At 71.0% G+C, this 23,315-nt stretch carries 18 protein-coding genes; 10 read left to right on the forward strand and 8 right to left on the reverse strand.

Annotation, left to right across the window (positions count from 1 at the left end):
- Positions 1 to 425: 425 nt before the first annotated feature.
- Both ABZT93_RS35665 and ptsP read left to right on the forward strand, forming a co-directional pair.
- Positions 426 to 875 carry a PTS glucose transporter subunit IIA gene (locus tag ABZT93_RS35665; RefSeq protein ID WP_356112499.1) on the forward strand — a complete coding sequence of 150 codons (450 nt, stop codon included), beginning with the start codon at positions 426 to 428 and terminating at the stop codon, positions 873 to 875.
- 82 nt (positions 876 to 957) lie between these two features.
- Positions 958 to 2,628 (forward strand): phosphoenolpyruvate--protein phosphotransferase, encoded by a 1,671-nt coding sequence (ptsP, locus tag ABZT93_RS35670; protein WP_356112501.1) that lies wholly within the window; start codon positions 958 to 960, stop codon positions 2,626 to 2,628.
- Positions 2,629 to 2,697: 69 nt separating this feature from the next.
- Here the strand turns inward: ptsP and ABZT93_RS35675 are convergent, their stop codons facing one another.
- Together ABZT93_RS35675 and ABZT93_RS35680 are read right to left on the reverse strand one after the other, a co-directional pair.
- Complete coding sequence (locus tag ABZT93_RS35675; protein WP_356112502.1) at positions 2,698 to 3,591, reverse strand: hypothetical protein; 894 nt, start codon at positions 3,589 to 3,591, stop codon at positions 2,698 to 2,700.
- A 23-nt stretch (positions 3,592 to 3,614) separates the two neighbouring features.
- A complete protein-coding gene (locus tag ABZT93_RS35680; RefSeq protein ID WP_356112504.1) occupies positions 3,615 to 4,823 on the reverse strand; it encodes an MFS transporter in 1,209 nt (402 codons plus the stop codon).
- Positions 4,824 to 4,943: 120 nt separating this feature from the next.
- Between ABZT93_RS35680 and ABZT93_RS35685 the strand changes: the two genes are divergently transcribed.
- Entirely contained in the window at positions 4,944 to 6,263 is a 1,320-nt protein-coding gene (locus ABZT93_RS35685; protein ID WP_356112506.1) for an aminotransferase class I/II-fold pyridoxal phosphate-dependent enzyme, read from the forward strand.
- A 9-nt stretch (positions 6,264 to 6,272) separates the two neighbouring features.
- Here the strand turns inward: ABZT93_RS35685 and ABZT93_RS35690 are convergent, their stop codons facing one another.
- Positions 6,273 to 8,240: an acetoacetate--CoA ligase gene (locus ABZT93_RS35690; protein ID WP_356112508.1), complete on the reverse strand. Its 1,968-nt coding sequence runs from the start codon at positions 8,238 to 8,240 to the stop codon at positions 6,273 to 6,275.
- Positions 8,241 to 8,452: 212 nt separating this feature from the next.
- Between ABZT93_RS35690 and ABZT93_RS35695 the strand changes: the two genes are divergently transcribed.
- Positions 8,453 to 10,819 (forward strand): TIM-barrel domain-containing protein, encoded by a 2,367-nt coding sequence (locus ABZT93_RS35695; RefSeq protein WP_356112510.1) that lies wholly within the window; start codon positions 8,453 to 8,455, stop codon positions 10,817 to 10,819.
- Positions 10,820 to 10,822: 3 nt separating this feature from the next.
- Here ABZT93_RS35695 and ABZT93_RS35700 read toward each other — a convergent pair whose 3' ends face one another.
- On the reverse strand, positions 10,823 to 11,359 hold the full coding sequence (locus ABZT93_RS35700) for an NUDIX domain-containing protein (RefSeq protein WP_356112512.1): 537 nt from the start codon (positions 11,357 to 11,359) through the stop codon (positions 10,823 to 10,825).
- Positions 11,360 to 11,494: 135 nt separating this feature from the next.
- Between ABZT93_RS35700 and ABZT93_RS35705 the strand changes: the two genes are divergently transcribed.
- The 5 genes from ABZT93_RS35705 (at position 11,495) to glpK (ending at position 17,554) form a co-directional block, all read left to right on the forward strand.
- Complete coding sequence (locus tag ABZT93_RS35705; protein ID WP_356112586.1) at positions 11,495 to 11,920, forward strand: zinc ribbon domain-containing protein; 426 nt, start codon at positions 11,495 to 11,497, stop codon at positions 11,918 to 11,920.
- Entirely contained in the window at positions 11,917 to 13,107 is a 1,191-nt protein-coding gene (locus ABZT93_RS35710; protein WP_356112514.1) for a lipid-transfer protein, read from the forward strand. Before ABZT93_RS35705 ends, ABZT93_RS35710 begins: the two co-directional genes overlap by 4 nt.
- A gap of 106 nt (positions 13,108 to 13,213) precedes the next feature.
- Complete coding sequence (locus ABZT93_RS35715) at positions 13,214 to 14,866, forward strand: GGDEF domain-containing protein (RefSeq protein ID WP_356112516.1); 1,653 nt, start codon at positions 13,214 to 13,216, stop codon at positions 14,864 to 14,866.
- A gap of 366 nt (positions 14,867 to 15,232) precedes the next feature.
- Positions 15,233 to 15,958, forward strand: coding sequence for an MIP/aquaporin family protein (locus ABZT93_RS35720; protein ID WP_356112518.1), 726 nt, complete (start codon positions 15,233 to 15,235; stop codon positions 15,956 to 15,958).
- 84 nt (positions 15,959 to 16,042) lie between these two features.
- Positions 16,043 to 17,554 (forward strand): glycerol kinase GlpK, encoded by a 1,512-nt coding sequence (glpK, locus tag ABZT93_RS35725; protein WP_356112520.1) that lies wholly within the window; start codon positions 16,043 to 16,045, stop codon positions 17,552 to 17,554.
- A gap of 72 nt (positions 17,555 to 17,626) precedes the next feature.
- Here the strand turns inward: glpK and ABZT93_RS35730 are convergent, their stop codons facing one another.
- The 4 genes from ABZT93_RS35730 to ABZT93_RS35745 all read right to left on the reverse strand — a co-directional run bounded on the left by ABZT93_RS35730 (position 17,627) and on the right by ABZT93_RS35745 (position 22,338).
- Complete coding sequence (locus ABZT93_RS35730; RefSeq protein WP_356112522.1) at positions 17,627 to 18,232, reverse strand: ATP/GTP-binding protein; 606 nt, start codon at positions 18,230 to 18,232, stop codon at positions 17,627 to 17,629.
- A 267-nt stretch (positions 18,233 to 18,499) separates the two neighbouring features.
- Positions 18,500 to 18,895, reverse strand: a complete 396-nt coding sequence (locus ABZT93_RS35735; protein ID WP_356112524.1) for a DUF742 domain-containing protein — start codon at positions 18,893 to 18,895, stop codon at positions 18,500 to 18,502.
- 9 nt (positions 18,896 to 18,904) lie between these two features.
- Positions 18,905 to 19,327, reverse strand: a complete 423-nt coding sequence (locus ABZT93_RS35740; RefSeq protein ID WP_356112526.1) for a roadblock/LC7 domain-containing protein — start codon at positions 19,325 to 19,327, stop codon at positions 18,905 to 18,907.
- Positions 19,324 to 22,338 carry a nitrate- and nitrite sensing domain-containing protein gene (locus tag ABZT93_RS35745; protein WP_356112528.1) on the reverse strand — a complete coding sequence of 1,005 codons (3,015 nt, stop codon included), beginning with the start codon at positions 22,336 to 22,338 and terminating at the stop codon, positions 19,324 to 19,326. Before ABZT93_RS35745 ends, ABZT93_RS35740 begins: the two co-directional genes overlap by 4 nt.
- Positions 22,339 to 22,768: 430 nt before the next feature.
- Between ABZT93_RS35745 and ABZT93_RS35750 the strand changes: the two genes are divergently transcribed.
- Complete coding sequence (locus ABZT93_RS35750) at positions 22,769 to 23,308, forward strand: hypothetical protein (protein ID WP_356112530.1); 540 nt, start codon at positions 22,769 to 22,771, stop codon at positions 23,306 to 23,308.
- Positions 23,309 to 23,315 lie beyond the last annotated feature (7 nt).

Here is a 23,315-nt window from a genome sequence, read left to right on the forward strand (position 1 = left end):
TATCAACATATCTGGCGTTGATTTTTGGCACGCTGTTGAGTTCTCAAGGAACGGACGCTTCCTTTGTACTCACCCTCTCGGGCTTTCCTCCGGGCGCTTCCCTTCGCTGTTCCAAACTCTATCAGTGTTTTTCCGGCCCCCTGACCACCGTCCTGCAGGCATGCAGAAGATGGTCCGAGATAGGGTCTGACAAGTTGGATGCTGCCGGGCAAGGGCACTTGGTCGCGCCGCTCCGCCTCAAGCAGGAGTACGACTGTACACGGGGCATCGGAGACGGTGCAAATCACCTGGGCTGGTGGTCTAGACCACTAGCCGGTATCTTCCATGCGGAGCCCTTACTTCATCTGACATACGCTGCTGGACAGGGCCGTCCGAGACTGGCAGTGACGGCCCATATACGCAGCTCCACCCCTGGGAGGCCTCCCATGACCACCGTGATGTCCCCTCTTGCCGGCCGCGCCATCGGACTGGCCGCCGTGCCGGATCCGGTCTTCTCCGGGGCCATGGTCGGCCCGGGTACGGCAATCGATCCCGTGCGAGAACCGTCTGAGGCCGTGGCGCCCGTGGAGGGCGTGATCGTCTCTCTCCACCCGCACGCGTTCGTCGTAGTGGACGAGCAGGGACACGGTGTACTCGTGCACCTCGGCATCGACACCGTGCAGCTCAACGGCGAGGGCTTCGAGCTGCTCGTGAACAAGGGCGACACCGTCACGCGCGGTCAGGCGATCGTGCGCTGGGACCCGGCCGCCGTGGAGGCCGCCGGCAAGTCCGCGGTCTGCCCGGTCGTGGCGCTGGAGGCCACTGCCGAGGCCCTCTCCGAGCTCCGGGACGACGGCGATGTGAAGGCCGGCGACAGTCTCTTCGTCTGGAAGTGACGTCAGTGCCGTCGCACGACGGCAAGTAGAGATGACAACCACCGCGGCGGCGGGACCCGCCGCACTATCGGAGACGGGTGAGATGGAGACAACGCTGCGAGGCGTCGGCGTGAGCCACGGTGTGGCGATCGGCGAGGTTCGGCACATGGGAACGGCGGTGCTGGAGCCGCCTGCCAAGCAGATTCCGGCAGAGGACGCGGAGCGTGCACAGGCGCGCGCCCGCAAGGCCGTGGAGGCTGTGGCGGCCGACCTGATGGCGCGCGGCAATCTGGCGGGGGGCGAAGCCCAGGCGGTGCTCGAGGCGCAGGCCATGATGGCCCAGGACCCTGAGCTGATGGCGGATGTGGACCGGCGTATCGCCGTCGGCAGCACGGCCGAGCGTGCCGTGTACGACGCGTTTGCCGCGTACCGCGAGCTGCTGGCGGGCGCCGGTGAGTACCTGGCCGGTCGCGTCGCGGACCTCGACGACGTGCGGAATCGTATCGTCGCCCGTCTGCTCGGGGTGCCCATGCCGGGTGTCCCGGACAGCGACGAGCCCTACGTGCTGGTGGCGCGTGATCTCGCACCCGCCGACACGGCTCTGCTGGACCCGACGCTCGTTCTGGGTTTCGTGACCGAAGAGGGCGGACCGACCAGCCACAGCGCGATTCTGGCGCGGGCGCTCGGTGTGCCGGCCGTTGTGGCGCTGCCGGGTGCGGGTGAACTCGCCGAGGGCACGGTCATCGCTGTGGACGGCAGCACCGGCGACATCTTCGTGAACCCGAGCGATGAGAAGAAGGCCGAGCTGGAGGCCGCTGCCGCCGAGCGCAAGGCCGCGCTCGCCGCGTCGACGGGCCCGGGTGCCACCGCCGACGGTCACAAGGTGCCGTTGCTGGCCAACGTCGGTGGTCCGGCTGACGTGCCCGCCGCAGTCGAGGCGGGGGCCGAGGGTGTGGGTCTCTTCCGTACCGAGTTCCTCTTCCTCGACGACAGCAAGAGCGCTCCGTCCGAGGAGAAGCAGGTCGAGGCGTATCGCCAGGTCCTTGAGGCGTTCCCCGAGGGGCGTGTGGTCGTCCGTGTGCTGGACGCCGGTGCGGACAAGCCGCTGGACTTCCTGACACCGTCCGACGAGCCCAACCCGGCGCTGGGTGTGCGTGGTCTGCGGACCCTGCTGGACCATCCTGAGGTGCTGCGTACCCAGCTGACGGCGCTCGCGAAGGCCGCTGAGGGGCTGCCGGTGTACCTCGAGGTCATGGCCCCGATGGTGGCGGACCGTGCTGACGCCAAGGCGTTCGCCGACGCGTGCCGTGCGGCCGGGCTCCAGGCGAAGTTCGGCGCGATGGTGGAGATTCCCTCGGCCGCGCTGCGGGCGCGGTCGATTCTGCAGGAGGTCGAGTTCCTGTCGCTGGGGACCAACGACCTCGCGCAATACACCTTCGCCGCCGACCGTCAGGTGGGAGCGGTGTCGCGGCTGCAGGATCCGTGGCAGCCGGCGCTGCTCGACCTGGTCGCGCTGTCCGCCGAGGCAGCAAAGGCCGAGGGCAAGAGCTGTGGTGTCTGTGGTGAGGCCGCGTCCGACCCGCTGCTCGCATGTGTGCTGACCGGTCTTGGTGTCACCTCGCTTTCCATGGGCGCGGCGTCCCTTCCTTATGTCCGGTCGACCCTGGCGAAGTACACGCTGGCGCAGTGCGAGCGTGCCGCCGCGGCCGCGCGGGCTGCCGACAGTGCCGAAGAGGCGCGAGGCGCGGCTCAGGCGGTGCTGTCGGGCGAGTAGCGGACCGGATCGGTCGGCTGACGCTTTCCGGGGGGCGCTCCACCTGCGGGTGGGGCGCCCTCCTCGTGTTCAGTGACTGTGACCTGGCGTCCGTCCTTCCGGTCCGAGGTCGGGGGGCACGCAGTAGTCGACGTCCGATTCCGGGGAGATCAGATCGCCGGAGTCGATGTCGGTGCAGTAGGCGTCGAAGACTTCTCCTGCGGTGAGGGGTTCGAGGCCGTCGCCGCGCAGGCGCCAGCCGTAGATGCGGTCGCTGGTGCCCGGGGCGCTGGTGCGCATGACGAGTCCGCCGGGGCATTTGGTGGCGATCCCGAGTGCGAGGACCGTGGTGAATTCGAGGGCCTCGGCCTCGTCGAGTCGTACGGCTCCGTCGGTGTTCTCGTCGGAGTGGAGGACGGCGACGAGGGTTTCCGGGGTGCCGGTGACGCTGCACACGAGGTGGTGTTCGCCGGGCAGGGCTGTGTCGAGGATGCGGACGACGAGGTCCGAGGCGCGGGCGAAGGCCGCGCGGCCGAGGTCCTCTCCGCAGGAGTCGCAGACACCGAGGCGGGCGAGGAGTGTGGCCGCGTACTCCCAGGTGGCCTGGCGGACGGCCTCGTCCACGAGGGCCGGCACGAACTCGGTGAGGGGCTGCCCCTCGTACGGGAGCGTCGGTCCGGTGGTGGCGAGTTCGGCCGTGAAGCGGGTGCGGCTCGACGGGATGTCCGGGTTGAGGCCCGTCTCCTCGCAGAATTCGGCGTACTCCTGGGGGTCGAAGAGGGCGACGGTGGTGTGGGTGCCCTGTGCGGCGCGGGTCCTCAGCAGGTCTTCGACCTGTTGCAGGTAGGTCGCGTGGTTGTCGAAGGTGAAGCTGCGGTAGCGCCGCATGGCGCGGAAGTCGTGTTCGTCGGTGAGCAGTCCGATGGTGCCGGCGATTTCGCGACGCAGAACGCGTCGCATCGTCTGGTGGTCGGTGTGCGCCATTTCTTCCCCCTGTGCGCAGTCGATCAATGCTCACTCACAGTAACCGGCGGCACTGACATTGAGGACTGAGCCAGGCGTCCCCGCACCAGTCGGTGCTGGATTACGCAGGTCAGAGCGATGGCCGTGCCGAAGGTGGCCCAGCCTGCCGGGCCGGTGGCGATGGCCGCGGTGACCGCGAGTGGTCCGAATGTGCGCTGTACGGACTGGGCCAGGCCATGGACGCCGAGGTAGGCACCCTGCGCGGTGTCGGGGGCGAGGGCGACGGAGAGTTCCCAGGAGACGGTGGCGTGGAGCATCTCGGCCATGGTGAAGGCTGCTGCCGCGGCGGTGATGAGCGCTGTGGCGGTGGCGGCTCCGCCCGTGGCCGCGAGTGCCAGCGCGATGCCGCCCAGGGCGAAGGCGGCGGAGAGCGGGAGGAGCAGGTTCCGGGCAGCGGCTGTGGTGGTGCCGAATCGGGCGAGGGGCACTTGGAGTGCCACGACCATGACGTTGTTGAGGACCATCAGGAGGGGTGCCAGTCCGTTCGGGGCGTTGCTCTCGTGTGCGATCCACAGGGGCAGACCGACCTTGAACACGGCGTCGTCGAGGAAGAGGACGGCCTCGGTGGCGACGTAGGCGAGATAGGTGCGGTCGCGCCAGGGGCTCGCCGGTCTGGTCGTCGGGGCCGGGTGCTTCGAGGTGATGACCGTGCGGGAGGGGGACGGGGGCTCCCCACAACGCAGGGTGAGTAGAGCGGAGGCCACGAAGGACAGGGCGTCGCCGGCGAGGAGCCACTGGTAGGCCGTGGTGGTGCCGAGCGCCAGGGCCGCCGCGGCGATGAGGCCGCCCAGCGCCCAGCCCGCGTTGGCGACGGTTCGGTGGAAGGCCTGGTAGCGGACGCGGTCCGGGCCGGCGACCCGGGTGGCGTACAGCTTGGTGAGGATGCTCGCGGCGCGGTCGCCGAGGCCGCCCACCGCCGAGAAGGCGATGAGCAGGGCGTAGTTGTTCGTGACGAGGAGTGCGCAGGATGCGACGGCGCGTATGAGCTGGACTGTCAGCAGGACGCGGGTGACAGGGAACCGGTCGGCGAGCTTGCCGCCCAGCGGTGCGCCGGCGATGCCGATGGCACCGGCGGCAGCGGCGAGGGTGCCGACCTGGGCGAGGGAGAGCTCGGAGACGTAGGTGAAGTAGAGGACGGAGACGGACGCCCACAGTCCGCTGCCGATGCGGTCGACCAGCGCGATGGCGAGCATTCTGCGCCCGTCGCGCCCCCCGGGGACGCTTCTCGACCATGCTGCCGCGCGCCGTGTCGGATGCACTGCTCCCCCATGTCTGCTTGCTTTTCATTTATGTACTGATACATACTTGACAACGTGGCAACACAATATGCGATCAGCGGTACGACGGCCAAGGGAATTGCGGCGTCCGTCGAACGGGCCGTGGCCGAGGGCTCTTTGGCGCCCCAGGCGGCGTTGCCTCCGGTGCGGCGTCTCGCGGACGACCTGGGAGTGAGCCCGGGCACGGTCGCCACGGCGTACAAGGAACTGCGTCAGCGCGGGATCGTGGTCACCCGGGGACGGGGCGGGACCGTCGTGGCACCGGCTCCGGCGGTGGCGTCGCGCCGTCCGCCCAAAGTGCCCGAGGGCCTTCGGGACTTGGCGGGCGGTCACCCCGATCCGCACCTGCTCCCCGGTCTGGTGCCGCCCTCCCGGTTGTCCCCCGGTGCTCGTTCGCACCGCTCGGCGCCCCGGCTGGCACGGCTCGAGGACGCCGTACGCGCGTGGCTGCGGCCGGACGGCGTACCGGTGGAGCATGTGACCTTCGCGCACGGAGCGCTGGACCTGGTGGGGCGACTGCTCTCCGTGGAGCTGCGGCCCGGTGACGCCGTGGCGATGGAGGATCCCGGTTACCACCATCTGCTGGATCTGGTAACGGCGTTGGGGCTGCGCATGGTCCCCGTCGCCGTGGACGACGAGGGAGTGTCGCCCGAGGCCGTCCGCGAGGCGCTGCGGGCGGGGGCGCGGGCGCTCGTGTGCAGTCCTCGGGCGCAGAATCCGTACGGCGGTCGCTTCTCCGTCGGGCGCCGGGACGCGCTGTTGGACGTGCTCCGGGATCACCCCGAGGTACTGGTCGTCGAGAACGATCACGCTTCCGCCGTCGCCGACGCTCCGCTGCGGACGCTGACCGAGGGCGGGCTGTCACGCTGGGTGCATGTGCGGACGGTGAGCAAGTTCCTGGGAACGGACCTGCGGTGGGCGGCCGCCGCGTGTGATCCGATCACCCTGGGCCGGCACGACGGGCGGCTGCTGCTGACGTCCGGCTGGGTCAGTCATCTGCTCCAGGAGACGGTCTACGGGCTTCTCTCCGACGAGGGCACGCGCGCGTTGGTCGCTCGCGCCGAGGAGACCTACACCGTGCGCCGGAACGCCCTGATACGGGAGCTCGGCGACCGGGGTATCGAGGCGCACGGGGCGAGCGGGATGAACGTATGGGTGCCCGTGCGGGACGAGTCGGCCGTGGTGAACGGGCTGCGGTCGTACGGCTGGTGGGTTGCCGCCGGGGCCCGGTTCCGGCTGTCGGCCGGTCCGGGGGTGCGGATCACGGTCGCGGAGCTGGAGCCGGCGGATGCGGCGCGGCTGGCCTCGGACTTCGCCGGTGTGCTGGGTGAGTCCGAGGCCACCTACGGTGGTTGAAAGGCTCCGTCAGGCGCGCTCGCGGGCCAGGTCCTCGTAGAAGTGGAGCAGGTCGAGGTTGTCGATGGAGCCGGGGTTGACCGCCTTCTCCAGAGGGGTGCCCTGGAGGAGGCGCTTGACGGGGACCTCGATGCGCTTTCCGGTGAGGGTGTGCGGGATGCCGGGGACCTCGATGACCTCGTCCGGGATGTGACGGGGTGAGAGGTTCTCGCGGATGGTCTGCTTGATGCGATCGAGGAGGGCCTGGTCGAGGACGGCTCCCGGAGCCAGTTGCACGAACAGCGGCATCCAGTAGCCGCCATCGGGCTGTTCGATGCCGATGACCAGGGACTCCCTGATCTCGGGGAGCCGCTCCACCGCCTCGTAGATGTCGGCCGACCCCATGCGGACGCCCTGGCGGTTGAGCGTCGAGTCGGAGCGGCCGTGGATGACGACCGAGCCGCGCGAGGTGAGGGTGATCCAGTCGCCGTGCCGCCACACTCCGGGATAGGTGTCGAAGTAGCTGTCGTGATAGCGGCTGCCGTCGGGGTCGTTCCAGAAGTGGATCGGCATGGACGGCATGGGGTTGGTGACGACGAGCTCACCGACCTCGTCGATCAGGGGTTTGCCGCTCGGGTCCCAGGACTGGAGGTCGGTGCCCAGGCTCGGCGCCTGCAGCTCGCCGATGTACACGGGCAGGGTCGGTACGGCGCCCGCGAAGCACGAGCACACGTCCGTGCCGCCGCTGACGGAGGCGATCCAGAGGCCCTCGCGGACCTCGTCGTGCAGCCAGCGGAAGCCGTCGGGGGGCAGCGGTGAGCCGGTGGTGGCCACGCACTGCACCTTGGAGAGGTCGAAGTCGCGTCCTGGGTGCACGTCGGCCTTGCGGCAGGCCATGACGTACGCGGCCGAGGTGCCGTAGAGGGTGGCGCCCGTGCGTTCGGCGACCCTCCACTGGGCGCCCGTGTCGGGGTAGCCGGGGCTGCCGTCGTACAGGACGACGGTGGTACCCGTGAGGAGGCCGGAGACGAGGAAGTTCCACATCATCCAGCCCGTGGAGGTGTACCAGAAGAAACGGTCCTCGGGGCCGAGGTCGCAGTGCAGGCCGAGCTGCTTGAGGTGCTCGACGAGGATGCCGCCCTGGGACTGGACGATCGCCTTGGGCAGGCCGGTCGTGCCCGAGGAGTAGAGCACCCACAAGGGATGTGCGAAGGGCACCTGCTCGAAGACCGGCTCGGTGTCCGCGCGCGTGAGGGCGGCCCATTCCAGGGCGCCTTCAGGAGCCTCGGTGCCGAGGAGCGGGATGTGGACGACGGCGCGCAGGGAGGGCAGTTCGCGGCGGAGTTCGGTGACCGTCTCGCGGCGGTCGTGCTCCTTGCCGCCGTAGCGGTAGCCGTCGACGGTGAACAGGACGACCGGTTCGACCTGCTGGAAGCGGTCCAGCACGCTGCGGGCGCCGAAGTCGGGGGCGCAGGAAGTCCACACGGCGCCCACGGCGGCCGTCGCCAGGAGGGCTACCACGGCCTGCGGGATGTTCGGGAGGTAGCCGCTGACGCGGTCTCCTGGCCGGACGCCCAGGGCGCGCAGCTCTGCGGTCAGGGAGCCCACCTGGCGGCGCAGCTCGGACCAGGTCACCGGGACCGGCTCATGGGTCTCGTCGACATACAGGAGGGCGGGTTCGTCCGGGCGGCTGTCGGCCGCGCGCAGGGCGTGCTCGGCGTAGTTGAGGGTGGCCCCGGGGAACCACTGGGCACCAGGCATCGAGCGGTCGCCGAGCACGCGCGCGTAGGGCGTCGCGAACCGCACGTCGAACCACTGGGTGACGGCTTCCCAGAACGGCTCCAGCTCGTCCACGGACCAGCGGTGGAGTGCCGGGTAGCCTCCGTCGGCCGGGGCGCCGTGGTGCTCGGCCGCCCATGCCTGGAACCTGGTGACCTGGGACCGGGCGATGCGCTGCGGATCTGGCTGCCAGAGCGGCTGGGGGTTCACGGTCGACATGCGGGCTCCCGGACTGTGCGCGTCGTGTGCGTCTCCCGCGCACGGGCCAGGGGTGTGCGCGTGACGCGGCTGACAGGGACGATGCCATGTGATCAACTTCTACGCCAGGGTGCGCCCCACATAGTCCGTGTCGTGAAGATGTGGCCCCAGCAGGGGTGAACGGCAGTTGAACGGCACGCGCGGGTGGGGCGGTGAGTGGCAGGGTGAGCAGCATGAACGGTCGTGACCTGGTGCGTTCGGTGAGGGCGGTCGGTTCGGCGGGGGCGCCCCAGGGGTTGCGTACCGTGCGTGCCGCGTGGCGCAGGAGGCGTACCGACGCTGTCGGGCTTCCGACGCGGGGTGCGGAGCGGGCGCGGGTGCCGGGGCCCGTACAGGACGTGGAGCCAGGTCCCGGCGGGGGTGTCGTCCGGTTCAGCCGCTCCGAACTGCGGATCGTCGTCACGGTGAGCGGGGCGGTCTTCTGGGGGTGGGACGGGGCCGGACCGGAGCCGTCGTACGCGCTCGCCGGCCGCTGCCCGGAGCCGGATCCGCGGGCCGTTCTGGAGCCGGACAAGGACGGCGGCTGGCGGGTCGTGGCCGAGCGGGCGACGGTCGTGGTGTCGCGGCACGGAGCGGTCGAGGTGCGTACGCCCGGCGGGGTGACGCTGCGCCGGGACCTGCCGCCCCGCTGGTGGGAGCCGGTGGGCGGGGGCGAGGCGCGCTGGATGCAGCGGTCGGAGGTGGCCGCCGACGCCCGGTTCTTCGGGCTGGGAGGACGGGCCTCGGGGCCTCGGTTGCGGGACGGGACGTACCGGCTGTGGAACACCGACCCCGGCCGGGCGTTCGGGCCGGGCGACGATCCCCTGTACGTCACGATGCCGGTGCAGTTGGTGGTCGCCGACGCCGCCACCCATCTCGTGTTCCACGACACCTCGTGGGACGGCACGGTGACGCTGCGGGAGGGCGAGGAGGGAGCCGGTTCCGGGCACGACCGGGCGGGGATGTCCGAGCTGCGGATGGCCGGCGGTCCGCTGCGCTGCTGGGTGATGGTCGGCACCCCCGCGCGCGTGCTGCTCGCCTGGGTCTCGCTGACCGGTGCGCCCGCGCTGCCGCCGTCCTGGGCGCTCGGCCATCATCACGCCCGCTGGGGCTTCGGCAGTGAGCAGGAGGTCCGGCGGATCGTCGCCGGGTACCAGGAGCGCGGTCTGCCGCTCGACGCCGTCCACCTGGACATCGACCACTACAAAGAGCACCAGGTGTTCACGGTCGACCAGGAGCGCTTTCCCAAGCTGCCCCAACTGGCCGAGGAACTGCTGCGGGACGGGATCCGGCTGGTGTCGATCGTCAACCCGGCGGTCAAGGCGGCGCCCGGCAACGCCGTCCACGACAGCGGGACCGCCGAGGACGCCTTCGTGCGGGACGCGTCGGGGCGGCTCGTGAAGGGGGTCGTGTGGCCCGGGGAGGTGGTCTATCCGGACTTCACGCACGCGCGTGTGCGTGCCTGGTGGGGTCGCCTCTACCAGGAGAGACTCACGGCGGGGTTCGCGGGCTTCTGGCACGACATGGACGAGCCCACGGCGTTCAACGCCTTCGGGGAGTCCACCCTGCCGCGGTCGGCCAGACACGCCCTGGAGGGCCGTGGCGGCGACCACCGGGAGGCGCACAACGTCTACGCGCTGTGCATGGCGCGGGCCGGATACGAGGGTCTGCGCGAGCTGGTGCCGGGCGAGCGGCCCTTCCTGTTCTCGCGCTCCGGCTGGGCCGGCATGCAGCGGTACGGGGGCACCTGGTCCGGTGACGTGGCCACCGGCTGGCCCGGGCTGCGGGCTTCGCTGTCACTCGTGATGGGGCTCGGGCTGTGCGGGGTGCCGTACTCGGGGCCCGACGTGGGCGGCTACGACGGGCACCCCTCGCCCGAGCTGTATCTGCGCTGGTTGCAGCTCGGCGCCTACCTGCCGTTGTTCCGTACGCACGCGAGCCTGCGGGCGGGGCGCAGGGAGCCGTGGGAGTTCGGAGCCGAGGCGCTGGAGCACGCGCGCGTGGCCCTCGTGGAACGCCGACGGCTGCTGCCGTACTTCATGACGCTCGCGGTGTTGGCCCGGCGTACCGGAGCGCCTTATGTACGGCCCTTGTGGTGGTCCGCGCCCGAGGACCACGCCCTGCGTGACTGCGAGGACGCCTTCCTGCTCGGTGACTGCCTGCTCGTGGCCCCGGTGCTCGATCCGGGCAGCGACCGGCGTGCCGTGCAGCTGCCGCGGGGACGCTGGTACGACACGACCACGGAAGAGGTGTACGAGGGGCCGGGACAGGTCCTTGTCGACGCTCCGCTGTCGCGGATACCGGTGCTCGCGCGCGCGGGAGCCGTCCTCCCGGTGCGGGGCGAGGACGGCGGTCTCGAACTGGAGGTGTGGGCGCCCGCCCGGGGACGGAGCGGGGGCGGGCTGGTCGTCGCGGACGCGGGCGACGGCTGGGACGAGCCGGAGATCGAACGCTACGTCGCCCGCTGGGAGGGCCGGAAGGTGGTCGTCCAGCGGGAGGGCGAGGACGGCTTGAGCCAGCCGTCCCACCCGGTGCGGCTGCGCGGGCTGGGCGCCCGCTGAGCCTCAGACGTAGCGGCCCTCGAACCAGGCCCGTACGACAAGCGTGTGCAGCGGGAAGGCGAGCTCTTCCGGCCTGCGCAGAAGGTGCCAGCCCTCCGTCTCGTCCGTGGCGGCGGACTGCGGGAGGCCGTCGGCGGGACGCTCGGGCAGTACCCCGAACAGCAGCAGGTGGCCGTCGGATGAGCTCAGCGCGTCGATGAGCCGTACGTCCCGGCTCGCGGCCTCGATGCCGGTCTCTTCCTTGAGTTCCCGGACCAGGGCGTGGCGCCAGTCCTCGCGGTCGTCGATGTAACCGCCGGGCAGCGCGATGCCTCCGCGCGCGGGGGCGATGGTTCGCGTGACGACGACCAGGGCGGTGCCCTGTGTGTCGTACACGGGCTGGAGTGCGACGGCCACCGGCAGGGGGTTGCGGTAGGCCACCGTGGCGCAGACGGGACAGGTGCGGGGCCAGCCCGCGACACCCTCTCCGTAGGGCGCTCCGCAGCTCGAACAGTGGGAGCCCGGCGCGGAGTTGGGGATGGAGTGCTGAGTTTCGGACACGCCGCGGACTGTATCCGATCATCAGCGCTCCGGTTCCGTCGGGCCCTCTGCCTCTTTGCGGCCGCCCGTGGGACACTCCTGACGTTCCGTCAGATCTGTTGCTGGGGAGGGGCCTTGTCGCGCACGCGCACACCTGTGGTCGCCGGGTGGTTCACCGGTGACGGAGCCGACTTCACACTTCTCGGGACCCGCTGCTCCGCCTGCGCCTCGGTCTTCTTCCCGCGCGAGGACGGCCATTGCCGCAATCCCGGATGCGCCGGTGGCGATCTGGCGGAGATTCCCCTTTCGCGACGTGGTCGCGTCTGGTCGTACACGGACAGCCGGTACCGGCCTCCGTCACCCTATGTGACCGATCCGGAACTTCCGTGGGAGCCGTACACGTTGATCGCTGTGGAGCTGGCCGCCGAGCGGATCGTGGTGCTGGGGCAGGCGGCTCCCGGGGTCACCGTCGCGGATCTGACGGTGGGAGCGGAGGTGGAGGTCGTCCCGGGTGTGCTCCATGAGGACGGGGAGACGGTCTGGACGACGTGGCGGTGGCGGCCGACGGGGGTGACGGCATGACGGGAGAGGTGGCGGTACTCGGCGCGGGTATGCACCCCTGGGGCAAGTGGGGGCGTGGTTTCGTCGAGTACGGCGTGGCGGCGGCTCGCGCCGCGCTGGCCGACGCCGGTCTGGAGTGGGGGCAGGTCGGATCGATCGTCGGCGCGGACACCGTGCGGGGCGGTTATCCGGGCTATGTGGCGGGAGCGACCTTCGCCAAGGCGCTGGGCTGGCAGGGCGCCCGGGTAGCCAGCGTGTACGCGGCGTGCGCGTCCGGGGCGCAGGCGGTGGCCGCCGCGCGGGCACAGATCCTCGCGGGGCTGGCCGACGTGGTGCTCGTGGTGGGTGCCGACGCGGCTCCGAAAGGGTTCTTCCGCCCCGCGGGCGGCGACCGGCCGGACGATCCGGACTGGCTGCGGTTCCGGGTCCTCGGGGCGACGAATCCGACCTACTTCGGGCTGTACGCGCGCCGGCGCATGGCCCTGCATGGGGACACGGTGGACGACTTCGCGCAGGTCAAGGTGAAGAACTCGGCGCTGGGCGCGCTGAATCCGTACGCGCGCTACCGGAAGCGGGTCAGCGCGGAAGAGGTCGCGGCCTCCGCCGTGGTGGCCGATCCGCTGCGGCTGCTCGACATCTGTGCGACCTCGGACGGCGGAGCGGCGCTGGTGCTGGCCAGCATGGAGTTCGCGCGTCGCAGGGGCGTATCGGAGCCCGTGCGGATCAGGGCGGTGTCGACGGTGACGCCGACGTATCCGAATACGGTGCTGGATCTGCCGGACATCGCCACGGACTCCGCCGCCGCGGTCGAGCCCGCCGCCGAGACGTTCCGTGCGTCGATCGCGCGCGGGGCCTACGAGGAGGCCGGTGTCGGGCCGGAGGATCTCTGCCTCGCCGAGGTCTACGACCTGTCCACCGCCCTGGAGTTGCAGTGGTACGAGGACCTCGGGCTGTGCGGGGAGGGCGAGGGCGCGAAGCTGTTGCGCGAGGGGGCGACGGCGCCGGGCGGGCGCATACCCGTCAACATGAGCGGCGGACTCGCCTCCTTCGGAGAGGCGGTACCGGCCCAGGCGATCGCCCAGGTGTGTGAGCTCACCTGGCAGCTGCGGGGCGAGGCGGGTGACCGGCAGGTCGAGCACGCGCGCGCGGGGATCACCGCGAACCAGGGGCTGTTCGGGCACGGGTCGGCGGTGATCGCCGTGCGATGACCGGAGCGAAAGGGGTTTCCCGTACGCTGTGTGAGCGGCCCGGAATCCTGCGTGAACGTCTCATGAACTGCGCTTGGGCGTGCGCGAATGGCGCCATCATGCTCCCGTGCGCTCCTGGACGGACACTCTCCGCTTCGCCTTCCAACCCGTGGTCAATCTGGCCACCGGAGCAGCCGCGGGACTGGAGATACTCGCCCGCCCGGAGACCGGTGACATCCTCGCGGAGGCCCGCCGCGACCCCGAACTCGACGGGCAGCTCGCCGTGTTGGCGATGCGGGCGGCGGCGCGCCGGGAAACCCTGCTGCCGCTGCACGTCAACGTGTTCGCGGGCACGCTCGCCGACCTCGGCGGGCTCACCCCCCTGCACCACGCGGTACGTGAGGTGGGGCGGTTGCCGTGGGAGGTCACGCTCGACGTGGGTCCGCCGTACACGCATGTGCCGCACCAGGCACTGCTGGAGGCGCTCACCGAGCTGCGGGGACAGGGCTTCCGGATCAGCGCGGACGGCGTCGGGGACGGAGACGTGCCACTGAGACTGCTTGTCGACATGCAGCCCGATCTTGTGAAGCTCGACGCGTCGCTGCTGGTCCGGCCGGCGGCGGTGCGGGCGATGCGGACCCTGTGCGACGAATTGGGCGCGCTGCTCGGCGTGGAGGGCGTGGAGACGGAACTGCAGTACGCCGCCGCGCTGTCGGCCGGCGCGCAGCTGGCACAGGGCACGCTGTTCGCGCCGCCGTCCCGGCTTCCCGCGGCGGAAGTGTACGTTCCGCCCCGCTCCCCGGCCGAGGCGGCGCCCCCGCGGTCCGGTCCCTCGGTACGGGAGTTCGTGCGCCCCGCCGCGCTGTTGCCGGCCACCGCCTCCGCCGGGCAGGTGCGGGCGCTGCTGACCGGGTCGCCCGACGTGTCCGGGGTGCTGCTCGTGGACAGGGACGGGGTGCCGTTCCGCTCGGTGCACCGGTCGCGCTTCCTGTTGTCGATGTCGGGGCGCTACGGACACGCCCTGTACGCCGACCGCCCCGCGGCCAAACTGGGCGATCCTCCGCGGACGGTGGGGATCGACGCCACCGCGTGGGAAGTCCTGGACGTGGTCGCCGTCGGGAGCCGGGACCGGACCTCGGACGATGTCGCCGTGGTCGACCGGTACGGCCGTTGCGTGGGAGTCGTACGGCTCGCGGATCTGGTGCGGGCGCTGAGCGAGACCCGGGTGGAGGAGGCGGCCGGGCTCAACCCGCTGACGCGGCTGCCCGGTTCGGACGCGATCACGGGCGAGGTGGACCGGCGTATCGCGGCCGGACGGACGTTGGCGCTGAGCTGGCTGGACATCGACCACTTCAAGCAGGTCAACGACGGGGCGGGGTTCGCGGCGGGCGACGAGCTCATCCGCGAGGTGGGGCGGGCGCTGCAGCAATCGGCGACCGGCACCGCGCGCGTGGGGCACATCGGCGGCGACGACTTCCTGGTGCTGACGGACCTGGAGGAACTGGCTCCGCTGGCCGCCTCCGTGCTGGACGCGCCCTGGGCCGCGGGCGGGCGGCCCGTGACGCTGTCCCTGGCCACCGTGGTGTGTCTGCCGGGCAGTGTGGCGGGCCATCGGGAGGCGGCCGCGTGTCTGGCGCCGCTGAAGAAGGCCGCGAAGGCGCTCAGCGGGGCGAGTTGGGTCGTGGGGCGGGCAGGGCTGCCGGGGCATGAGATCCGGCGCGGTACGGGGACACAGACGGCTTCGACGGGGTACGCGGTGGCGGAGCCGGGGACGGGCTGAGGGACAGCCGGTAGGGAGCCGTCCTGTTCGTACCGGGCTCGGCCGACCCCGCGCCTGTCGATCGAGGCGGTCCGGCCGCCCGTCCCAACCGTTGCCGTCGGCGACCTTGACGCTCCCCGGGGCCCGGTGAACACTTCCGGTGTCGGTCGACATCGCCGTACATTCTCGGCGTTTTAGGCACCACGCCGCGCGGGCCCCCCACGAGCCATGGTCCGTCCCCCACGGGCGATTCGGCTGCGACGGCACGCTCGTCGCGGACGCCGGGCGGGGCGCGGGATCCTCCCTGCCCCCGGCAGTTCGCCAAGGGAACCGCAACCCTGCACGGACCGGGGCGGGAACGTCCCGGACCAGGGCCTAGGAGCCGCCATGAGCAACGGAGACGTATTCCTCGGTGAGGTCATCGGTACGGCGATTCTGATCCTCTTCGGCGCCGGCGTGGTCGCCGCCGTCGTACTCAACTACTCCAAGGCGAAGGACGCCGGCTGGGTCGTCATCGCTTTCGGCTGGGGCTTCGGCGTGCTCGCGGGGGCGTACACGGCCGCGCCGCTGTCCGGCGGGCACCTCAACCCCGCTGTGACGATCGGGATCGCCGTCGACACCGGGGACTGGGACCAGGTACCGGTCTACATCGCCGGGCAGATGGTCGGCGCCATGCTCGGGGCGGTCCTGTGCTGGCTGACCTACTACGCGCAGTTCCAGGCCAACGCCGAGGAGGAGCTCGCCCAGCCCACACTCGGGATCTTCTCCACCGCCCCGGCGATCCGCAATCCCGTGGCGAACCTCGTCACGGAGATCATCGCGACCGTCGGCCTGGTCCTGCCGATCCTGGCCTTCGGACTCACCAAGGGCCTCGGCGAATCCGGTACCGCGGTCCTGGTCGTCGCCTTCCTGGTGGTCGGCATCGGGCTCTCGCTCGGCGGGCCCACCGGGTACGCCATCAACCCGGCCCGTGACCTGGGCCCGCGCATCGTCCACGCCCTGCTGCCGATCCCCAACAAGGGCACCTCGGACTGGGGTTACGCGTGGATCCCGGTGGTGGGACCGCTCATCGGCGGGGCGCTGGCCGGGGTGATCTTCAACGCCGCCTTCTGAACGCAGCCCATGCGAAACCCATCCCTCGTACAACGCAGCCCTCGTGAAACGCAGCCTCGTGCAGGAACCGACGAAGGGGACGTCATGACGGACAAGTTCGTCGCCGCCATCGACCAGGGCACCACCTCCAGCCGCTGCATCATCTTCAACCAGGACGGCGCGATCGTGGCCGTCGACCAGCGCGAGCACCGCCAGATCTTCCCCAAGCCCGGCTGGGTGGAGCACGACGCAACCGAGATCTGGTCCAAGGTGCAGGCCGTGGTCGCCGGCGCCATCGCCAAGGCCGGGCTGCGCGCAGACCAGCTCAGCGCGCTCGGCATCACCAACCAGCGCGAGACGACGGTCCTGTGGGACCGCGCCACCGGCAAGCCCGTGCACAACGCCATCGTCTGGCAGGACACCCGTACCGCGGCCCTGACCCGCCAGCTCGGTGGCACGGACGGCCAGGACCGGTTCCGCGAGCAGACCGGACTGCCGCTGGCCACCTATTTCTCGGGGCCGAAGGCGGCCTGGCTGCTCGACAACGTGCCGGGGCTGCGCGCGCGTGCCGAGAACGGCGAGATCGCCTTCGGCACCATCGACTCCTGGCTGATCTGGAACCTCACCGGCGGCACGGACGGCGGGCGGCACGTCACGGATGTGACCAACGCCGGACGGACCATGCTGATGAACCTGGAGACCCTCCAGTGGGACCAGTCCATCCTGTCCGCGATGAACGTGCCCGACGCCGTGCTGCCCGAGATCCGGTCGTCCGCCGAGGTCTACGGCACGGCGGTCGGCCAGCTCTCGGGCGTGCCCGTGGCGTCGGCACTGGGCGACCAGCAGGCCGCCGTGTTCGGGCAGGCCTGCTACGACGTGGGCACGGCCAAGAACACCTACGGCACGGGCTCCTTCCTGCTGCTGAACACGGGCAACCGGCCGGTCCCGTCGAAGAACGGGCTGCTGACGACGATGGGTTACAAGATCGGCGGCGAGGCGCCGGTGTACTGCCTGGAGGGGTCCATCGCCATCACGGGCGCCCTCGTCCAGTGGTTCCGTGACCAGCTCGGCATCATCCGTACCGCCGACGAGATCGAGCCTCTCGCGGCCAGTGTCGAGGACAACGGCGGCGCGTACATCGTGCCCGCCTTCTCCGGCCTGTTCGCGCCCTATTGGCGCTCCGACGCGCGCGGGGTCGTCACGGGCCTGACGCGGTACGTCACCAAGGCGCACCTCGCGCGGGCCGTGTTGGAGGCGACGAGCTGGCAGACGCGCGAGGTCGTGGACGCCATGTACCAGGACTCCGGGGTGCAGATCACCACCCTGAAGGTGGACGGCGGCATGACCAAGAACAACCTGCTCATGCAGCACCAGGCGGATGTGCTCGACGTGCCGGTGGTCCGGCCGAAGGTCTCCGAGACCACGTGCCTGGGCGCCGCGTACGCCGCCGGGCTCGCCACGGGCGTGTGGAACGACCTGGACGAGCTGAAGTCCCACTGGCGGAAGGACGTCGAGTGGACTCCGAACATGGAGGCGTCCGTCCGGGACCGCCAGTACCACAACTGGCGCAAAGCCGTGGAGAAGAGCTTCGGCTGGGAGGACGACGGCGAGAACTAGGCACACGCGTGTGGTGCCGTGAGGCCGCGGCCCGTACCCCTGTCGGCGGGGGTACGGGCCGCACCCCCGCGCTCAGGTGGTGAGGGACCGGCGGCGCAGTTCCGAGTACGCCATCGCGTGTTGGACGACGCTCACGAGCACGTCCTTGACCGACTGCTTGTCCCGGGCGTCGCACAGCACGATCGGTACGTCGTCGTCGAGGTCGAGGGCCTGCCGTACATCGTCCTCCGGGTAACGGATCGCGCCCTCGAAGCAGTTGACACCGACGATGAAGGGTATGGAACGCCGCTCGAAGTAGTCGACGGCGGCGAAGCAGTCCTCCAGGCGACGTGTGTCGGCGAGTACGACGGCTCCGAGGGCGCCCTCGGAGAGCTCGTCCCACATGAACCAGAACCGTTCCTGTCCGGGGGTGCCGAACAGGTACAGCACCAGGTCCTCGCGCAGGGTGATGCGCCCGAAGTCCATGGCGACCGTGGTGGTCCGCTTGCCCTCGACGCCGCTCGTGTCGTCGACCGGGCGCCCTGCCTCGGTGAGCAGTTCCTCGGTGCGCAGCGGTCTGATCTCGCTGACCGCGCCCACGAACGTGGTCTTTCCCACGCCGAAGCCGCCGGCCACCAGGATCTTGAGCGTGACGGGCTCGACCGGGGGCTTGCCGCGCTCAGAACGCCCGAAGATCATTGATCTCTTCTCCTGCTTGCTGGGGGGGTTGGGCCGACGCCGGGCCAAGGCGGCCTACTGGGGCCGACCGGGCTCGCGCCCGCCATGCCGTACGGGGGCACCTTACGGTGCCTCACAACCAACTCTCCGAGCCGTACGGGCAGTCGCCACTTCAGGACCTTGAGGTCGGTGAGTCTCGGAACGGGCAGGGCGGCGCCGCCTCCGGACGCCGTCCGTGAGCGCCTCGCGGCGCTGACGGATCGGCCCCCGGGCGTGCGGGACGACGGGTCACAGAGCCCGGAGGCCGTTGATCACGTCGCGCAGGATGCTCTCGTCCGGAAGCTCGGCCGGCGGCACCGGCCGGTTCACATGGACCCACTCCGAGGCGACGAGGTCGCCTATGAGGACCCGAACGACCCCGATGGGCAGGTCGAGTTCGGAGGAGAGCTCGGCGACCGACTGCGGGGTGTCCCGGCACAGGTCGACGATGTCCACGTGCTCGGGGGACAGCGAGTGGTCCCCTTCGGGATCGTCCGAGTGGGGTTCGACCACGACGACCGCGATCAGGTCGAGACGGTGCTGGCCGGCACTCGTGGTGCGGCCGCGTGTCATGGCGTACGGACGGACCACCGGTCCGGCCTCGTCGTCGAACCAGTGGCTGCTTCCCTGACCGTCTGTGCTCATGCCATCTCACTACCCGCCCTGAGGCAGATCGGTGCGCGGGGCGGCACCGAGATGCGCACCGACCCGCTTGACCAGGAGCGTCATCTCGTACGCGACGAGACCCACGTCCGAGTCGGCGTCCGAGAGGACGGCGAGGCAGCTGCCGTCACCCGCGGCCGTCACGAACAGGAACGCGTCGTCCAGTTCCACGACCGTCTGCCGGACGCTGCCCGCCTCGAAGTGCCGGCCCACGCCCTTGGCCAGGCTGTGGAACCCGGACGCCACCGCGGCCAGGTGCTCGCTGTCCTCGCGGGTCAAGTCCTTGGACACGCCGGTCGGGAGGCCGTCGCTGGAGAGCACCAGGGCCTTGCGGATGCTCTCCACGCGCTCCACCAGGTCGTCGAGGAGCCAGTTGAGCTCGCCGGACTTGTCGGTCGCCTTCGGTGCGGTCATCGACCGTCCCCCTTAGTCGTTCGTTGTGGTGCTGTGCCGCCGGACGGGTCGTCGCCCTCGGCGTTCTCCTCACGGCCGCGCTGCCAGCCCCGTTGGAGCGAGGCCATTCGGCTGCGTACCTCGTCGGCGTCCCGCTCGGCGGGCTCCGCCTGGTTCTGGGGGCGCCGCTCCGGGGCCTGCTTGAGCTGCGGGGCAAGGTTGGCCTGTCGTACGCGGCGCGGCAGCGGAGCGGTACCGGAGTCCGCCTCGACCGGCCCACGGGCGGCGCCGAGTGGCGGCCTGCCCGAGCCGGATGCTCCAGAGGCACCGCGGGTGGAATCGCCCCAGCCGGGCCGTACGACGCCGTCAGGGGCGGGGTCGGCAGCGCCGTCCCTTCCGAGGGCGTCCACGGCCGGACCCACGGCGCCGAGTGGGGACGTACCCGGCCTCGGCCCACCGGTGGCGGAGTCGTCCGCGGCCGGGCCGCTCGACGCGATCTCGGCACGCCGGGTGCGCCGGGGCAGAGCCGGGGACCCAGGGGCCCCGCCGAGTTCACGACTCGGGGACGCCGACGAGGCCGGTGTCTGCGTCAGCTCGTCCAGACGGTCGGCCACGCCGGTGCTCCGGCGCAGTGCCGCGGCACGGCGGCGGCTCGGCAGGGTCGGCGGTTCGGAGCGCGCGGGTCCCGCCGAGGGGGTGCTCTGCGACCGGGACGCGCCCGGGCCCAGCGCCGACGGCAGGTCCCTGTCCTCGCGTCCCGTCCGCTCGTCGGTGACCGGACGTCCGTGGGAGCTGACCAGCTTGGGGGTCCGGCGGCGGGACAGCGACACCGGGGCACCCGGCCCGTCGTCGCCGAGGTCCGCCCCGACGGTTCCGGGGACTTCGTCGTCGACCTGGGCCAGGGAGCGGCGCGGCCGGAACAGTCCGCCGTGCTCACTGTCCTCGGATTCGAGTACGTCCGGGAGGTCGCCCAGGGTGTCCAGGTCGACGGGAGCCTCCAGTTCGACCGGGCCGTCCAGGATCGCGGGCGGCAGCTGGGCCGGCCCCCTGGTGAGCGAGACCCGCTGGGCCTGCTCCAGCTCGGCCTCCTTCGACGGCCGGGGGCGGTCGAGGCGGAAACCGATGCCGTTGGTGTCGGGGACGTCGTCGGTCAGCAGCGCGTCGGGGATGAAGACGACCGCCGTCGTGCCGCCGTACGGCGAAGGCTGCAGGGAGACCCTGACGTTCTGTCGCTGGGCGAGCCGGCTGACCACGAACAGCCCCAGCCGGTCGGTGTCGGAGAGCTCGAACTCCGGTGTCTCGGCGAGCCGGAGGTTGGCGTCCAGCAGCGCGTCGGCGGCCATGCCGAGTCCGCGGTCGTGGATCTCCAGGGTGAAGCCGTTGGCGACGCGCTCGCCCAGGACCTGGACGGCGGTGTGCGGCGGGGAGAACACCGTGGCGTTCTCCAGGAGTTCGGCCACGAGATGCGTGAGGTCCGCGACGGCCGGGCCGGTCACGGCCACCCTGGGCAGCCTGCGCACCTCGATGCGCTCGTAGTCCTCGACCTCGGCGACGGCGGCGCGCACGACGTCCATGAGCTGGACGGGTTTGCGCCACTGCCGGGAGGGGGCGGCGCCGGAGAGGATCACCAGGCCCTCGGCGTGCCGGCGCATACGGGTCGTCAGGTGGTCGAGGCGGAACAGGTCGGCGAGTTCGTCGGTGTCCTCGGTGCGGCGCTCCATGGTGTCGAGCAGGGTGAGCTGCTTGTGCAGCAGGACCTGGCTGCGCCGGGCGAGGTTGACGAAGACCTCGGAGACGCCGGCGCGCAACTCGGCCTGTTTGACGGCGGCTTCCACGGCGGCGCGCTGGAGGGTGTTGAGGGCCTGGCCGACCTCGCCCATCTCGTTCTTGTCGTACTCCAGGCGGGGGACCTCGGTCTCGATGTCGACCTGTTCGCCCACGGAGAGGCGGCGCATCACACTGGGCAGCCGTACGCCGGAGGCCTCGTGGGCCTCCAGCCGCAGTTGCCTCAGGTCGCGGATGAGGCCGCGGCCGACCCGCACGGAGAGAACGAGTGAGAAGAGCAGGGCGATCAGGCCGAGGACGCCGACGGCGGCGGCCTTGATGATGACGCCCATCGCGTCCGGGCGGACGCGGTCCTGGAGGCGGTCGCCCGCCTGGTCGTCGAGCTTGGCGAGTTCGTCGAGCACATTGCCCGCCGCGGCGTCCCAGCTCTTGGCGCTGACGCTGCCGGTGGTGCCGGGCTCCGCGGTGGAGACGGACTGTTCGGCGGAGCGCAGCGGGGCGGTGCCGGCGTTCTTCCAGAAGCGCTCGTAGCGCTCGCGTTCCGAGGCCGGCAGGACGCCCAGGCTGACGTCGTACATCAGGGTCCGCTGGGCGACGAGGGCGGAGACGTCACGGATCTCGTCGCGGGTGAGCTTGCCCACCACGAGGGCGGAACCGAGGAGGGCGTCCTCGCGGGAGAGCAGTTCGCGGGCCCGGGTGATGTTGACCAACGCCCGTGCCTGCTTGTCCAGTTCGACGTTGTCGATGCCGTCGAGGGTGGCGAGGAGCGCGTAGGCGGGGTCGACCAGGCGGTTGTACTGGTCGAGGGCCTGGAGCCTGGAGACGGTGCCGTCCTCGACAGTGCGGCGCAGCGCGTCGATGCCGTCGAAGGCGTCCAGGACGGCGGTGAGGCGTTCGTCGTCGTCCTGGTCCATGCCGTCGCGGACATCGGGATCGCGTGCGTTGCCGCGGACCTTGGCGATGGCGTCGTCCGTGGCGCTCCTCGTGCTGCGCAGCGCGGACAGGGCGTCCGAGGCGCGTGGATCGGCCAGGTAGACGAGCGTCTGGCGGCGTTCCTGCTGGAGCACGCGCACGGTGTCCTCGATGGGATAACCGAGCTTCTCCGTGACGGTCGACACCTGGAAGAGCTGGGCGACCTCACGTCCCGTCAGCGCCGTGGCGAAGCCCCACACCGCGATCAGGGACACCAGCGGCACGAGAAGCAGCGCCACGATCTTCCGGCGGATGGACTTCCCGCGAAAGCGCATGGCCTCCCCCAGCTCGACCCCCGCCGGCCGGGGGTACACATGTACGTCAACAAACGGCGCGAGCCTACTACCGACGCACGCGTAACTCGAAGTTGCGTCCGGAACACGAACTTCCGCTCCGGAATCGAGACATGGGGAGTTGTCCTCCCATTGCGGGAGATTGCCTCCTGCGACCAGGTAGTCCATGTCGGACCGGAACCGACCGGCCGAGACGGGCGGTTGGCTGAATTTTTTCGTTTCTTTGACGTCGTGGGGGAATCTTGAAGGGGTCTTGTTCGTCCTTCTCTTCGGGAAATGGCGGTGGATTCGGCCACAGGAGCCGCATCTGCAACTGGGCGGCATAAAGCAGCGCAAGCCGGGCAGTCACCCTGGAAGCCCGGTTCACGGACACCGGGACGAGGGTCTGCCGGCGGTGGGGAGTGACACGGTGATGGGCACGGCGGAACGGCAGGAGGCGCCGGGAATCGGCGTGACGACAGCGAGTCCGGCGGCGCACCGGCGCACCGAGGCACGGGGTCCCGACATACCGGTGAAGCCGGACGTGGCGCGCAGGCGCACCGCGGCCCGGGAGGAGCCGTACCGGCCATTGTGGGTCGAGGAGCCCGCGCGCAGGCGTCGGCTGCCGGATCCGGTGCGGACCTCCGCGGTCCGGGCGGTGCTCATCATCGCGGTGACCCTGCTTCAGGCGATGGTGGCCTTCTTGTGCACCCTCGCCGGCTCGTGGCTGGCGTTCCCGATGGTGCTGAGCAGCGTGGCCAGCACGGTGGTGGCCACCTGGGGCGCCCTGGACGTCTGGGTGACCCGCCAGGTGTGGAACCAGCGCCACGGCGTGGTGTCGACCCCGAGCAGCACCGCGCGTGCGCTGCGGCGTGAGCGGCGCAAGGCTCGGCGGCAGGCGCGGCTCACGGAGCGGGCCCAGGAGCGGATGCAACGGCAGGGCGGCAGGGCGGGACGGCTGTCCCACTCCTGAACCCGGC

It is taken from the genome of Streptomyces sp. NPDC005303, from assembly GCF_040607335.1.
In the GTDB taxonomy this organism is placed as follows: Bacteria; Actinomycetota; Actinomycetes; order Streptomycetales; family Streptomycetaceae; genus Streptomyces.